This window comes from Massilia suwonensis, assembly GCF_042655665.1.
GTDB classification, from domain to species: domain Bacteria; phylum Pseudomonadota; class Gammaproteobacteria; order Burkholderiales; family Burkholderiaceae_D; genus Telluria; species Telluria suwonensis.
The window spans coordinates 1997552-2010517 of sequence record NZ_JBHSMR010000013.1 but is presented as its reverse complement, the minus strand read 5'-3'; the positions used below and the strand labels follow the sequence as shown (position 1 = coordinate 2010517).

The window sequence follows — 12966 nt, the reverse complement described above, 5'->3', positions numbered from 1 at the left end:
CTTTTCCTGATTAGCGGATGACGTTCATCTTGGTGCGTTTGCCGCCCTTGAAGGTGTACAGGGTCAGCGCGCCGTTGTTGATGTCGCCGCTCGCATCGAATGCGATCTGGCCGGTCACGCCCTTGTAGTTGATCTTCTTGAGTTCCGGCAGGTATTTGGCCGGCTCGACCGAATTGGCCTTCTGCATGGCCGCCGCCATCACCATCACCGCATCGTAGACGTAGGGCGCATACAGCTGCACGTCGACCCCGGTCTTCTGCTTGAAGCGGGTGCGGAAGTCGGCCATCGCCTTTTCCTCCTCCCCCGTCACGCCGCCGGCTTCGGCGCAAATGACCTTGCCTTCGCCGACCGCGTCGCCCGCCAGGCGGCCCAGCGATTCGGTGCAGATGCCGTCGCCGCCCATGAAGCGGGCATCGATGCCGAGCGCCTTCATTTGTTTGAGCATCGGGCCGCCGACCGAATCCATGCCGCCAAAGAAGACCAGGTCCGGCTTCTTGGCGCGGATCGAGGTCAGGATGGCCGTGTAGTCGGTGGCCGTGGCGCTGGTGAATTCCTTGCCGACGATTTTCACGCCGGGGCCCTTTGCTCCTTTCAGGAACTCGGTTGCCACGCCCTGGCCGTAGGTGGTGCGGTCGTCGATGACGGCGATGTTCTTCGCCTTCAGCGTGTCCACCGCATACTTGCCCAGCGTGCCGCCCAGCTTGGCGTCGTTCGCGACCACGCGGAAGGCGCCCGGGAAGCGCTGCTTGGTGTACTGGGTGGCGGTGGTGGCCGGCGAAATCTGCGGGATGCCGGCGTCGTTGTAGATTTTTGAAGCAGGCACGCTGGTGCCCGAATTCAGGTGGCCGATGACGCCCTTGACCTTGGCATCGACCAGCTTCTGCGCCACGGCCGTGCCTTGCTTCGGATCGGAGGCGTCATCTTCAGCCACCAGCTGCAGGGTGATCTTCTGGCCGTTGACGGTAAACCCTTTTGCGTTGAGCTCGTCGATCGCCATGCGCGCGGCGTTCTCGTTGTCCTTGCCGAGGTGCGAATTCGGGCCGGAGACCGGGCCGACGTGGCCGATCTTGACGACCTGCTGGGCGCTGGCGTTCGCAGCGAGCAGCATTGCAACGGCGAGGGGAATGAGCTTGGTGGTCATACGTTCTCCAAAATGGTAGGGATGACGAGCGCCCGATTCACCGCCGGCGGACGCCAGTTGCAGTTGAAGCAGAGCAAAGGTACAACAATTTGGAGAGGGAGGAAAGCGGTATTGCGAGGGTGGTCATGCGGAGTGCGTACGGGGGAAATCGCGCACGGTTTGCGCTCGAAAAGCAGGGGATGTGCACCGGTTTGGACGTTGTAGGGTGGGCACTCTGTGCCCACGCGGTACAACATGTCCGTTGTCGAAACGTGTGATGTCGGGCGAATAGTCGCGGCCGGTGGCAAATGGATACGTCCGTACCGCGTGGGCACGGAGTGCCCACCCTACGTTTTTTGGCCAAACTGGATTGCAGCAACTTGTTGCGCGACGACCTGTTCAATCGCCTGGCGGAGGCCGATGTGGATCTGGTCACCGGCCGAGGCGAGCGCATTGCGCACGACGGCATCGATCTGTGGCTGCAATTGCGCGACAACGCGCTCGACGATGCGGCCTTCGAGTTCATCCCAATTCGGTTCCGGTTGCGGCTGCAGTGCCGCAGGTGCAACCGGCGCTTCTACCTCCGCCAACTCCTCCGCTATGGCAATCGCGGCCTCCGCCTCAGCCTGGCCAACCGGCGCCGCCGGCTCCAGCACAACTTCAGTCAACACGGGAATGCTGCTATCGAAGGCTGGATTCTGGCTCATGATTGTCCTGCGACGAAGTGGGTGAGCGGATAGGACTGCTTTTTGTAGGCGACGTAGCGCTGGCGCCCGGCGGCGGCGTCGCTTTCGTCGGTGGAGATGATCTCGAACACGCGCGCGAACTGGGCGAAGGTGCTGGGCGTGCGGCGCGTGAGGTTCACCAGCATGTCGTGGTGCGGCAAGTCCGCCTCCTCGCTGTCGGTGACGATGATCGGGGTCTCGGGTGCGAGCGGATCGCCGGCCATCACGTGCGGCAGGAAATCGATGTTCGACAGCGTCCACAGCGCTTCGTTCAGGGCCGCGGCCTGGGCGGCGTCCTCGGCCAGCAGGACGATCTTGGCCTTCGACGAGTAGGCCTTGCGCGCCAGGCGGCAGGCGTAGGCGAGCTTGTCGGGGATATTGGTGTGAAAGTCGATCCGTGTCATGGATCAGATTGTAAACCGGAGCGCCGGACGGCGGTTGGTTTGGATCGCTGCGCGCCGGCGAACTTATCGCCGGCGCGCAGGTCAACGGATGCTTACGCGTTCATGCCGTTATGACGCAGCAGGGCATCGATCGACGGCTCTCGCCCACGGAAAGCCTTGAACGATTCCAGCGCCGGACGCGAACCGCCCACCGCCAGGATCTCGCGCTGGAAGCGCCGGCCCGTTTCCGCCGACAGCTCGCCGCCGCCGGCCTCGATCGCTTCCTCGAAGGCGGCATAGGCGTCCGCCGACAGCACTTCCGCCCACTTGTAGCTGTAGTAGCCGGCCGCATAACCGCCGGCGAAGATGTGACCGAAGGAATGCTGGAAGCGGTTGAAGGACGGCGGAATCATCACCGAGAACTTGCTGCGCACGTCGTCGATCAGTTCCTGCACGCTGCGCTGGCTGTTCGGATCGAAGTCGTAGTGCAGGTGCATGTCGATCAGCGAGAATTCCACCTGGCGCAGGGTTTGCATGCCCGACTGGAAGTTTTTAGCCGCCAACATCTTGTCGTAGAGCGCGCGCGGCAGCGGTTCGCCGGTGCGGAAATGCGCGGTCATGCCTTGCAGCACGTCCCACTCCCAGCAGAAGTTTTCCATGAACTGAGACGGCAGCTCGACCGCATCCCATTCCACGCCCGAGATGCCCGACACCGACAGCTCCTCGACTTCGGTCAGCATGTGGTGCAGGCCGTGGCCGAATTCGTGGAACAGCGTGGTGACTTCGTCGTGCGTGAACAGCGATGGCTGGAGCTTGCCATCCACAGTTGCCGGCGGCGTGAAGTTGCAGGTCAGATAGGCGACCGGCGTCTGCACGATGCCGCCCGTCGTCATGCGGCGGCCGCGCGCGTCGTCCATCCACGCGCCCTGGCCCTTGCCGGCGCGCGCGTACAGGTCGAAATAGAACTGGCCGACCAGCTGGCCGTCGCGCTCGATGCGGTAGAAGCGTACGTCCGGATGCCAGACCGGGGCCGTATCCGGCTTGATCTGCACCGAGAACAGCGATTGCACGACCTTGAACAGACCCTCGATCACTTTCGGCTCAGGGAAATATTCTTTAACCTCTTGCGCCGAGAAGGCATAGCGTTTCTCGCGCAGCTTTTCCGAAGCGTAGGCCACGTCCCAGGCCTGCATGTCGGAGATAGCAAGCTCGTCCTTGGCGAAAGCGCGCAGCTCGGCCAGGTCCTTCTCGGCGAACGGACGCGCGCGGCGCGCCAGGTCTTCGAGGAAGCTGATCACGTGCTCCGGGCTCTCGGCCATCTTCGGCACCAGCGAGACTTCGGCGAAGTTGCGGTAGTCGAGCAATTTCGCTTCCTCGTCGCGCAGCTTCAGGAGCTGGGCGATGTTCGAGCTGTTGTCCCATTTCTCCAGTTCGCTGAACACGGCCCCCATGTCCGAGGCCTTCGTGGCGCTGGCGCGATAAATCGTCTCGCGCAGCTGGCGGTTGTCGGCGAATTGCAGGACCGGGAAGTAAGACGGGAAGTGCAGGGTGAACTGGTAGCCGCTCTTGCCGGCCGCTTCCGCCGCGGCTTTGGCTGCAGCCTTGGCGTCCTCGGGCAGGCCTGCGAGTTCCGCTTCGTTGTCGATGAGCAGCTTGTAGTCGTTGGTCGCGTCGAGCACGTTTTCCGAGAAGCGCGTCGAGATCGCCGCGTGCTGTTCCTGGATCGCGCCGAAGCGTTCCTTTTTCTCGGCCGGCAATTCGGCGCCGCCCAGGCGGAAGTCGCGCAGGGCGTTCTCGACGATGCGCTTGCGGGCCGGGCTCAGGCTGTCGTACCCGGCGCTCGCGCGGATGGCCTTGTACTTGTCGAACAGGACTTCGTTCTGGCCGAGGGTGGTCCAGAACTCGGTGACCTTGGGCTGGTTCTCGTTGTAGGTGGCACGCAGTTCCGGCGTGTCGGCCACGTGGTTCAGGTGGTTGACGATGCCCCAGGCGCGGCCGAGACGCTCGGTCGCTTCCTCGAGCGGCACCACGAAATTGTCCCAGGTTACGTTGTCGCTCGGCGCTTCGAGCCTGGCCACAACCTCGGTGGCTTCCTTGATCAGTTGCTCGATGGCCGGCGTGACATGTTCCGGACGGAACGAATCGAAGCGTGGCAGGCCCGAGAAATCGAGCAGGGGATTGCTGGTATCAATGCTCATGGTGTTCCTTCCAAAAGTGTTTATGCGAAGGGTTACGCAACCCCGGGTTTCGGATCCATTCCCGTCGCCTGGTTGAGCACTTCCTGGCGCTTGCCGAGCACGCGTTCAGCGGACTCGACGGTATTCATCAACAGCATGGTGATCGTCATCGGACCGACGCCGCCCGGCACCGGTGTGATGTGCGATGCGACTTCGCGTAAGCCGGCAAAGTCCACGTCGCCGCACAGCTTGCCGGCGTCGTCGCGGTTCATGCCGACGTCGATCACGATCGCGCCCGGTTTGACCATGTCGGCGGTGACGGTGTTGCGGCGGCCGACGGCGGCCACGACCACGTCGGCCTGGCGCGTGTACAGGCCCAGGTCCGGCGTCGCGCTATGACAGATAGTGACGGTGGCGTTGGCTTGCAAGAGCAGCAGGGCCATCGGCTTGCCGACCGTGTTGGAGCGGCCGATCACGACCGCGTGCTTGCCGCGCAGGTCGGTGCCGGTGGATTCGATCAGCTTCATGCAGCCGTAAGGCGTGCAGGGACGGAAACCCGGCAGGTTGGCGACCAGTTCGCCGGCCGACAGTACCGAGTAGCCGTCGACGTCCTTCGAGGTGGCGATCGCTTCGATGACCTTGCTCGGATTGATGTGGCGCGGCAGGGGCATTTGCACCAGGATGCCGTGGATGCTCGGGTCTTCGTTCAGCGCGGCAATACGAGCGAGGAGGGCGGCCTCGGTCAGGTCCGCATCGTATTTTTCCAGGACCGAGTGAAAGCCGACGTCGCCGCAGGCCTTGACCTTGTTGCGCACGTAGACCTGGCTGGCCGGGTCTTCGCCAACGAGGATCACGGCGAGCCCCGGTTGCTGGCCGGCGGCCGTGAGTTTGGCTGCGCGCTCGGCGATTTCGGCACGCAGTTGCTGGGAAAGTTGGACTCCGTCGATCAGTTGGGCAGGCATGGTGGGGCTCATCACTGGACAAAGATGAAATTATACGGCCCACACAGGTATCGCGCGCCGCGCTGGCTGGTTCGTTGTCATATTTACAGAGTTGGTAGTGATGAGGGTGCATATGTACCCGTGATACATAAACGGAGGACCGTAAGGTGGGCGGGTCTCCCGCCCACGCGTTCAAAGGGCGTATGAAACTCCCAGCGCGACTGGGCAGGCGCCAGCTGAACGCGTGGGCGGCAAGCCGCCCACCTTACGGGTATGTCAGGCACGGTAGATGCCGGTATTAGATGCAGTCCGCATACGTAATTCCATATTATGAAATGATATATCGTAATTTGAAAAAGCCCATTTCCGCTGGTAGAATCGCAAGGCTTAACTCTCATTACATGTTCATCAAAACCGCCGCCGGCGATCTGGAGATCGACGTGGGCCACGCAACCAAGGAGACGCACCAATGTCAGCTCAACTCGATCAGTTGACGGCCCAGGCCGCCAATGACCCCGATTCGCTCGAAACCAAGGAGTGGCTGGACGCGCTCGAAGCGGTCATCGAAAACGAAGGCACCGAACGCGCCCATTACCTGATGGAGCGCCTGGTCGACCTGGCGCGCCGCCGCGGCGCCCACATCCCGTTCTCCAGCAATACCGCTTACGTCAACACCATCCCGGCGCACCTGAACGTCAATTGCCCGGGCAATCTCGAATACGAAGAGCGCCTGCGCTCGTGGATGCGCTGGAACGCGATGGCGATGGTGGTCAAGGCCAACCGCGCCGACGGCGACCTGGGCGGCCACATCTCGTCCTTCGCCTCGCTGGCCAACATGCTGGGCATCGGCTTCAACCACTTCTGGAAAGCGCCAAGCGACGGCCACGGCGGCGACCTGCTGTACATCCAGGGCCACAGCTCGCCGGGCATCTACGCCCGCGCCTACCTGGAAGGCCGCATCAGCGAAGAGCAGATGCTGAACTTCCGCCGCGAAGTCGACGGCAAGGGCCTGTCCTCGTACCCGCACCCGAAACTGATGCCGGACTTCTGGCAGTTCCCGACCGTCTCGATGGGCCTGGGCCCGCTGATGGCGATCTACCAGGCGCGCTTCCTGAAGTACCTGCACGCCCGCGGCATCGCCGATACGGCCAACCGCAAGGTCTGGGTCTTCTGCGGCGACGGCGAGATGGACGAGCCGGAATCGATGGGCGCGATCGGCATGGCCGCGCGCGAGCAGCTCGACAACCTGGTCATGGTCGTCAACTGCAACCTGCAGCGCCTGGACGGTCCGGTGCGCGGCAACGGCAAGATCATCCAGGAACTCGAAGCGGACTTCCGCGGCGCCGGCTGGAACGTCGTCAAGGTCATCTGGGGCTCGCAGTGGGACGCACTGCTCTCAAAAGACAAGGACGGCATCCTGCAGCGCGTGATGATGGAAACCGTCGACGGCGAATACCAGAACTACAAGGCCAAGGATGGCGCCTACGTGCGCAAGCACTTCTTCGGCAAGCACCCTGAGCTGCTGAAGATGGTCGCCAACATGAGCGACGACGACATCTGGCGCCTGACCCGCGGCGGCCACGATCCGCACAAGATCTACGCGGCCTTCAAGAACGCGCAGGAGAACAAGGGTTCGCCGACCGTCCTGCTGGTCAAAACGGTCAAGGGCTTCGGCATGGGCAAGTCGGGCGAGGCGCGCAACACCGCGCACCAGACCAAGAAGCTCGATGATGAAGCGATCCGCGAAATGCGCGACCGCTTCAACATTCCGATCCCGGACGACAAGCTGGCCGAGATCCCGTTCTTCAAGCCGTCCGACGACGCGCCTGAAATGAAGTACCTGCACGAGCGCCGCGCGGCCCTCGGCGGCTACCTGCCGCAGCGCCGCCAGAAGGCCGACGAACAGCTGGTCGTGCCGCCGCTCGAATCGTTCAAGGCCGTGCTCGAGCCGACCGCGCCTGGCCGCGAAATCTCGACCACGCAGTCCTACGTCCGTGTCATCACGAGCCTGCTGAAGGACCCGAGCCTGGGCCAGCGCATCGTCCCGATCCTGGTCGACGAATCGCGTACCTTCGGCATGGAAGGCCTGTTCCGCCAGATCGGCATCTTCAACCAGCAGGGCCAGTTGTACGAGCCGGTCGACAAAGACCAGGTCATGTACTACCGCGAAGACAAGGCAGGCCAGATCCTGCAAGAGGGTATCAACGAAGCGGGCGGCATGAGCTCGTGGATCGCCGCGGCGACGTCCTACTCGTCGAACAACCGCACGATGATCCCGTTCTACACCTTCTACTCGATGTTCGGCATGCAGCGCGTGGGCGACCTCGTTTGGCTGGCGGGCGACATCCGTGCGCGCGGCTTCCTGATGGGCGGCACCGCCGGCCGCACGACGCTGAACGGCGAAGGCCTGCAGCACGAGGACGGCCATAGCCACATCATCGCGGCGACGGTCCCGAACTGCCTGCCGTACGACCCGACTTTCGGCCACGAAGTGGCGGTGATCATCCGTGACGGCCTGCGCCGCATGGTGGAAGAACAGGAAGACGTGTTCTACTACATCACCATCATGAACGAGAACTACGAGCAGCCAGGCCTGACCGCCGGCACCGAAGAGGGCATCCTGAAGGGCATGTACCTGCTCAAGAAGGGTGGCGAAACGGAGAACCGCGTCCAGCTGATCGGCTGCGGCACCATCCTGCGCGAATCGATCTTCGCCGCCGAACTCTTGTTGGCTGACTGGGGCGTCGCCGCCGACGTCTGGTCCGCACCGTCGCTGACGCTGCTGGCCCGTGACGGCCAGGATTGCGAGCGCTGGAACATGGTCAACCCGGACGCCGAACAGCGCGTGCCTTACGTGACCTCGCTGATGCAGGACACGACCGGCCCGATCGTGGCGACCACCGACTACATGCGCATGTTCGCCGAGCAGATCCGCGCCTACATGCCGAAGGACCGCACTTATAAGGTGCTGGGCACCGACGGCTTCGGCCGCTCGGATTCGCGCGTCAAGCTGCGCGAGTTCTTCGAAGTGAACCGTTACTACATCACGGTTGCCGCGCTGCGCTCGCTGGCCGACGAAGGCAAGATCGATCGTTCGATCGTGGCCCAGGCGATCGCCAAGTACGGCATCGATGCGAACAAGCCGAATCCTGTGACCCAGTAAATGCTCATGGTGTGCGCCAGCCTTCGTAGCTGGCGCATGTGAGTACAGCCATATCAAAAATAACGGAGCTAATACGATGAGCATTGTGGAAGTCAAAGTCCCGGACATCGGCGACTTCAAGGAAGTCGAAGTCATCGAACTGATGGTCAAAGTCGGCGATACGATCAAGGTCGACCAGTCGCTCGTGACCGTCGAATCGGACAAGGCGAGCATGGAGATCCCGTCCAGCCATGCGGGCGTGGTCAAGGAATTGAAAGTGAAGGTCGGCGACAAGGTGGCCGAAGGTTCGCTCGTGCTGATGTTGGAAGAAGCCGAAGGCGGCGCCGCTGCTGCGCCGGCACCGGCCGCGGAAGCTGCACCTGCACCTGCACCTGCTGCACCGGCACCTGCCGCTGCGGCCCCAGCGCAGCCTGCACCTGCTGCCGCGCCAGCCCCTGCACCGGCTCCTGCCGCTGCTCCGGCACCTGCCGCCGCACCAGCCGGCGATGCAAGCAAGGCCCACGCATCGCCATCGATCCGCAAGTTCGCACGCGAACTCGGCGTCGACCTGTCGCGCGTGCCGGGCACCGGTCCGAAGAACCGCATCACCCAGCAGGACGTGCAGAACTTCGTCAAGGGCGTGATGGCCGCCGGCCCGACCGCCGCAGCACCAGCCAAGGGCGGCTCCGGCGTCGGCCTGGACCTGCTGCCATGGCCGTCGCTCGACTTCTCGAAGTTCGGTCCGACCGAACTGCTGCCGCTGTCGCGCATCAAGAAGATCAGCGGTCCGAACCTGCACCGCAACTGGGTCATGATCCCGCACGTGACGACCTTCGACGAAGCGGACGTGACGGACCTGGAACAGTTCCGCGTTGATTCGAACGCCGCGCTGGCCAAGCAGAAGTCCGCCGTGAAGCTGACCATGCTGGCTTTCGTGATCAAGGCATCGGTCGCCGCACTGAAGAAGTTCCCGCAATTTAACGCCTCGCTGAGCGAAGACGGTGCGAACCTGATCCTCAAGCAGTACTACAACATCGGCTTCGCGGCCGACACCCCGAACGGCCTGGTGGTCCCGGTCGTGAAGGATGCGGACAAGAAGACCGTGTCGCAGATCGCCACCGAAATGGGCGAGCTGTCCGCGCAGGCGCGCGAAGGCAAGCTTTCGCCGGCCAACATGCAGGGCGCGACCTTCACCATCTCGTCGCTCGGCGGTATCGGCGGTACGGCCTTCACGCCGATCATCAATGCGCCGGAACTGGCGATCCTCGGCCTGTCGAAGTCGGCCATGAAGCCGGTGTGGGACGGTTCGGCCTTCCAGCCGCGCCTGATGCTGCCGCTGTCGCTGTCCTACGACCACCGCGTGATCGATGGCGCCGGCGCCGCACGCTTCGCCGCCTACCTGGCCGAAGTGCTGGCCGACCTGCGCAAGACCCTTCTGTAAGGAGCGCCGAGCATGAGTACTGTTGAAGTAAAAGTCCCGAACATCGGCGATTTCAAGGACGTCGAGATCATCGAGCTGATGGTCAAGCCGGGCGACACGATCAAGGTCGACCAGTCGCTGGTCACCGTGGAATCGGACAAGGCCTCGATGGAGATTCCATCGACCCACGCCGGCGTCGTGCAGGAACTGAAGGTCAAGGTCGGCGACAAGGTGAACGAAGGTTCGCTGCTGCTGATGCTGGAAGAAGGCGCCGGCGCTTCGGCTCCTGCCGCCGCTGCTCCTGCCGCTGCACCTTCGGCTGCTCCTGCCGCGCAGATCGGTGCGCAGGCCGTGGCGCCGACCGCCGCTGCAGGTCCGACCGACTCCTACGCGCCGGCCCACAAAGCCGACGCGGCCGCGCCGAATGCGGTGCCTGCGCCTGTGGCGTCCAGCTACACCGGCCAGGTCGACGTCGAATGCGAAATGATGGTGCTGGGCGCCGGCCCTGGCGGCTACTCGGCCGCCTTCCGCGCCGCCGACCTCGGCATGAACACGGTGCTGGTCGAGAAGTACGCGACCCTGGGCGGCGTCTGCCTGAACGTGGGCTGCATCCCGTCGAAGGCGCTGCTGCACATGGCGCACATCATCGACGAGACGGCGCACATGAGCGCCAACGGCGTCACCTTCGCCAAGCCGGAAATCGACATCGACAAGCTGCGCGGCTACAAGGACGGCGTCATCAAGAAGATGACCGGCGGCCTGGCCTTCATGGCCAAGGCGCGCAAGGTCAACGTGGTGCAGGGCGTGGGCCAGTTCCTCAGCCCGAACCACATCGAAGTCACCGGCCCGGACGGCGCCAAGAAAGTGGTGAAGTTCGCGAAAGCGATCATCGCCGCAGGCTCGAGCGTCGTGAAGCTACCCTTCGTGCCGGAAGATCCGCGCATCGTCGATTCGACCGGCGCGCTGGAACTGCGCCAGGTGCCGAAGAAGATGCTGGTCATCGGCGGCGGCATCATCGGCCTGGAAATGGCAACCGTCTACTCGACCCTCGGCGCGCGCATCGACGTCGTCGAGATGATGGATGGCCTGATGCAGGGCGCCGACCGCGAGGCCGTCAAGGTCTGGCAGAAGTACAACGCGCACCGCTTCGACAACATCATGCTGAAGACGAAGACCGTCGGCGTGGAAGCCCTCCCTGAAGGCATCAAGGTGACCTTCGAATCGGCCGAGGCAGGCGTGGCGGCACCGGAACCGCAGTTGTACGACCTGGTGCTGGTGGCCGTCGGCCGCAGCCCGAACGGCAAGAAGATCGCCGCCGAGAAGGCCGGCGTGGCGGTGACCGACCGCGGCTTCATCGGCGTGGACGGCCAGATGCGCACCAACGTGCCGCACATCTTCGCCATCGGCGACCTGGTCGGCCAGCCGATGCTGGCGCATAAAGCGGTGCACGAAGCCCACGTCGCAGCGGAAGCCGCGCACGGCGAGAAGGCCTACTTCGATGCGAAAGTCATTCCGTCTGTGGCCTACACCGATCCGGAAGTGGCATGGGCCGGCATCACGGAAGACGAAGCCAAGCAGAAGGGCATCAAGGTCGAGAAGGGCCATTTCCCGTGGAACGCCAGCGGCCGCGCCGTCGCCAACGGCCGCGACGAAGGCTTCACCAAGCTGCTGTTCGACGCCGAAACCCACCGCATCATCGGCGGCACCATCGTCGGCACGAACGCCGGCGACATGATCGGCGAGATCGCGCTCGCCATCGAGATGGGCGCCGACGGCGTCGACATCGGCAAGACGATCCACCCGCACCCGACGCTGGGCGAATCGATCGGCATGGCGGCGGAAGTCTACAAGGGCGTCTGCACCGACTTGCCGCCGGCACGCAAGCGCTGAGCATCGGCATAGCTGCAAACGAAACGGGACCGCGAGGTCCCGTTTTTTTTGTTCGCAGTAACGTTGTTTCGTTCACGACGTAGGGTGGGCGCTCCCGCGCCCACGCGGTACGGGCGTTTCCTTTTGCCTATTGCCGCGACGCGTCGCTCGCATCGTCGATTGTGTCGATACCGCTGTCGAACATGTTGCGGGCGATATTCCCATGCTTCGGATTAATGGAGGCGCCCGTACCGCGTGGGCGCGGAGCGCCCACCCTACATGCTGCCGAGCATCGGCATCAACGAATTTTCATGCCATGCACCTGCAGCCGCGCTATGATGGACAGGCACAATGCGTGTCACAGGAGAGCGACATGGAAGAGCATGGCACTGAATATGTCGGGACGCTGTTCGTCCTGCCCGCCTCGCGGGCCTTCGAGTTCAACACGACGCTGCACGGCCTTCCGGTCACGCTGACCGGGACCGTGGCGCAGCACCTGGCGGCGCAGTTCGCGGGTAACGATGCGGCCGGCGAGCACATCGACGTGCGCCACCTGGCTGCGCACCCGCGCCGCGTCGAGATCCTGACGCGCGATATCCATGAGCGGCACCGCGCGCCGCGCAAGGTGCATTTCCTGATGCGGGTGCTCGACAATGGCGTGCATCCGGCGCAGCAGGACGCGTCGGTTACCGCCTGAGTTTCAGCGCAGCCGCACGGTCGCCGTTGCCGGTGCCTCTCCGACCTCGATGGCAGCGTCCTCGAAGCTCGGCGGCCCGAACTTGCCGCGCGCATCGCGGCTGAAGCCGTAGTTCTCGCTCGGGATGCCGATCAGGTTACGGTCGAGCTCATTGTTGCCGTTTTCATCCTGGTAGGCCAGCACGGCCCAGGTGCCGGGCGGCACGTCCTTCACAAGCACCGTCGTTTCCCCGGCCTGGGCCGGCACTGAGGCGCTGTAGGCGCATTGCTTGAGGAAGCGCGCCTTGTCGCAGACGGCGACGTTCACCTTTCCCTTGGCCGTGACGCCCGTTACGCGCACCTCGACGGTGGCGGCCAGGGCGGAGCCGGCTGCCAGCGAGAGGGCAGTGGACAGGATGAGGCGGGACAGCTCGCGGTACAGCTTAGTCATTCAATCTCCTTGTTCCGGTTTTGATGCGGCAGGCAGCACGCAGGCTGCGGTGCGCGCAGGCGC

The 12966-nt window shown here is 63.8% G+C and carries 10 protein-coding genes; 4 read left to right on the top strand and 6 right to left on the bottom strand.

The features are described 5' to 3' along the window. Positions 1 to 10: 10 nt before the first annotated feature. The 5 genes from ACFPQ5_RS17170 to folD form a co-directional block, all read right to left on the bottom strand. Positions 11 to 1141 carry a branched-chain amino acid ABC transporter substrate-binding protein gene (locus ACFPQ5_RS17170; RefSeq protein WP_379758327.1) on the bottom strand — a complete coding sequence of 377 codons (1131 nt, stop codon included), beginning with the start codon at positions 1139 to 1141 and terminating at the stop codon, positions 11 to 13. Positions 1142 to 1467: 326 nt separating this feature from the next. Next, positions 1468 to 1827, bottom strand: a complete 360-nt coding sequence (locus ACFPQ5_RS17165) for a hypothetical protein (RefSeq protein WP_379758324.1) — start codon at positions 1825 to 1827, stop codon at positions 1468 to 1470. Then, positions 1824 to 2249: a DNA polymerase III subunit chi gene (locus tag ACFPQ5_RS17160; RefSeq protein ID WP_379758321.1), complete on the bottom strand. Its 426-nt coding sequence runs from the start codon at positions 2247 to 2249 to the stop codon at positions 1824 to 1826. Before ACFPQ5_RS17160 ends, ACFPQ5_RS17165 begins: the two co-directional genes overlap by 4 nt. Positions 2250 to 2341: 92 nt before the next feature. Beyond that, positions 2342 to 4426, bottom strand: coding sequence for a M3 family metallopeptidase (locus ACFPQ5_RS17155; RefSeq protein WP_379758318.1), 2085 nt, complete (start codon positions 4424 to 4426; stop codon positions 2342 to 2344). Between the two features lie 32 nt (positions 4427 to 4458). Beyond that, positions 4459 to 5367, bottom strand: a complete 909-nt coding sequence (gene folD, locus ACFPQ5_RS17150) for a bifunctional methylenetetrahydrofolate dehydrogenase/methenyltetrahydrofolate cyclohydrolase FolD (protein WP_379758315.1) — start codon at positions 5365 to 5367, stop codon at positions 4459 to 4461. A gap of 448 nt (positions 5368 to 5815) precedes the next feature. Here folD and aceE point away from each other — a divergent pair, with 448 nt between their 5' ends. The 4 genes from aceE (at position 5816) to ACFPQ5_RS17130 (ending at position 12474) form a co-directional block, all read left to right on the top strand. Then, positions 5816 to 8509, top strand: coding sequence for a pyruvate dehydrogenase (acetyl-transferring), homodimeric type (aceE, locus tag ACFPQ5_RS17145; protein ID WP_379758312.1), 2694 nt, complete (start codon positions 5816 to 5818; stop codon positions 8507 to 8509). A gap of 76 nt (positions 8510 to 8585) precedes the next feature. Next, positions 8586 to 9929: a dihydrolipoyllysine-residue acetyltransferase gene (gene aceF / locus ACFPQ5_RS17140; RefSeq protein ID WP_379758309.1), complete on the top strand. Its 1344-nt coding sequence runs from the start codon at positions 8586 to 8588 to the stop codon at positions 9927 to 9929. 12 nt (positions 9930 to 9941) lie between these two features. Continuing rightward, complete coding sequence (gene lpdA / locus ACFPQ5_RS17135) at positions 9942 to 11798, top strand: dihydrolipoyl dehydrogenase (RefSeq protein ID WP_379758306.1); 1857 nt, start codon at positions 9942 to 9944, stop codon at positions 11796 to 11798. Between the two features lie 334 nt (positions 11799 to 12132). Then, a complete protein-coding gene (locus ACFPQ5_RS17130) occupies positions 12133 to 12474 on the top strand; it encodes a hypothetical protein (RefSeq protein WP_379758303.1) in 342 nt (113 codons plus the stop codon). 3 nt (positions 12475 to 12477) lie between these two features. Here ACFPQ5_RS17130 and ACFPQ5_RS17125 read toward each other — a convergent pair whose 3' ends face one another. Beyond that, positions 12478 to 12903 carry a DUF2141 domain-containing protein gene (locus ACFPQ5_RS17125; protein ID WP_379758300.1) on the bottom strand — a complete coding sequence of 142 codons (426 nt, stop codon included), beginning with the start codon at positions 12901 to 12903 and terminating at the stop codon, positions 12478 to 12480. Between the last annotated feature and the right edge of the window lie 63 nt (positions 12904 to 12966).

Excerpts from the sequence above, each read along its gene's own strand:
- ACFPQ5_RS17170 (WP_379758327.1), bottom strand. The coding sequence starts at position 1,141 with ATGACCACCAAGCTCATTCCCCTCGCCGTTGCAATGCTGCTCGCTGCG.
- ACFPQ5_RS17165 (WP_379758324.1), bottom strand. The coding sequence starts at position 1,827 with ATGAGCCAGAATCCAGCCTTCGATAGCAGCATTCCCGTGTTGACTGAA.
- ACFPQ5_RS17160 (WP_379758321.1), bottom strand. The coding sequence starts at position 2,249 with ATGACACGGATCGACTTTCACACCAATATCCCCGACAAGCTCGCCTAC.
- ACFPQ5_RS17155 (WP_379758318.1), bottom strand. The coding sequence starts at position 4,426 with ATGAGCATTGATACCAGCAATCCCCTGCTCGATTTCTCGGGCCTGCCA.
- folD (WP_379758315.1), bottom strand. The coding sequence starts at position 5,367 with ATGCCTGCCCAACTGATCGACGGAGTCCAACTTTCCCAGCAACTGCGT.
- aceE (WP_379758312.1), top strand. The coding sequence starts at position 5,816 with ATGTCAGCTCAACTCGATCAGTTGACGGCCCAGGCCGCCAATGACCCC.
- aceF (WP_379758309.1), top strand. The coding sequence starts at position 8,586 with ATGAGCATTGTGGAAGTCAAAGTCCCGGACATCGGCGACTTCAAGGAA.
- lpdA (WP_379758306.1), top strand. The coding sequence starts at position 9,942 with ATGAGTACTGTTGAAGTAAAAGTCCCGAACATCGGCGATTTCAAGGAC.
- ACFPQ5_RS17125 (WP_379758300.1), bottom strand. The coding sequence starts at position 12,903 with ATGACTAAGCTGTACCGCGAGCTGTCCCGCCTCATCCTGTCCACTGCC.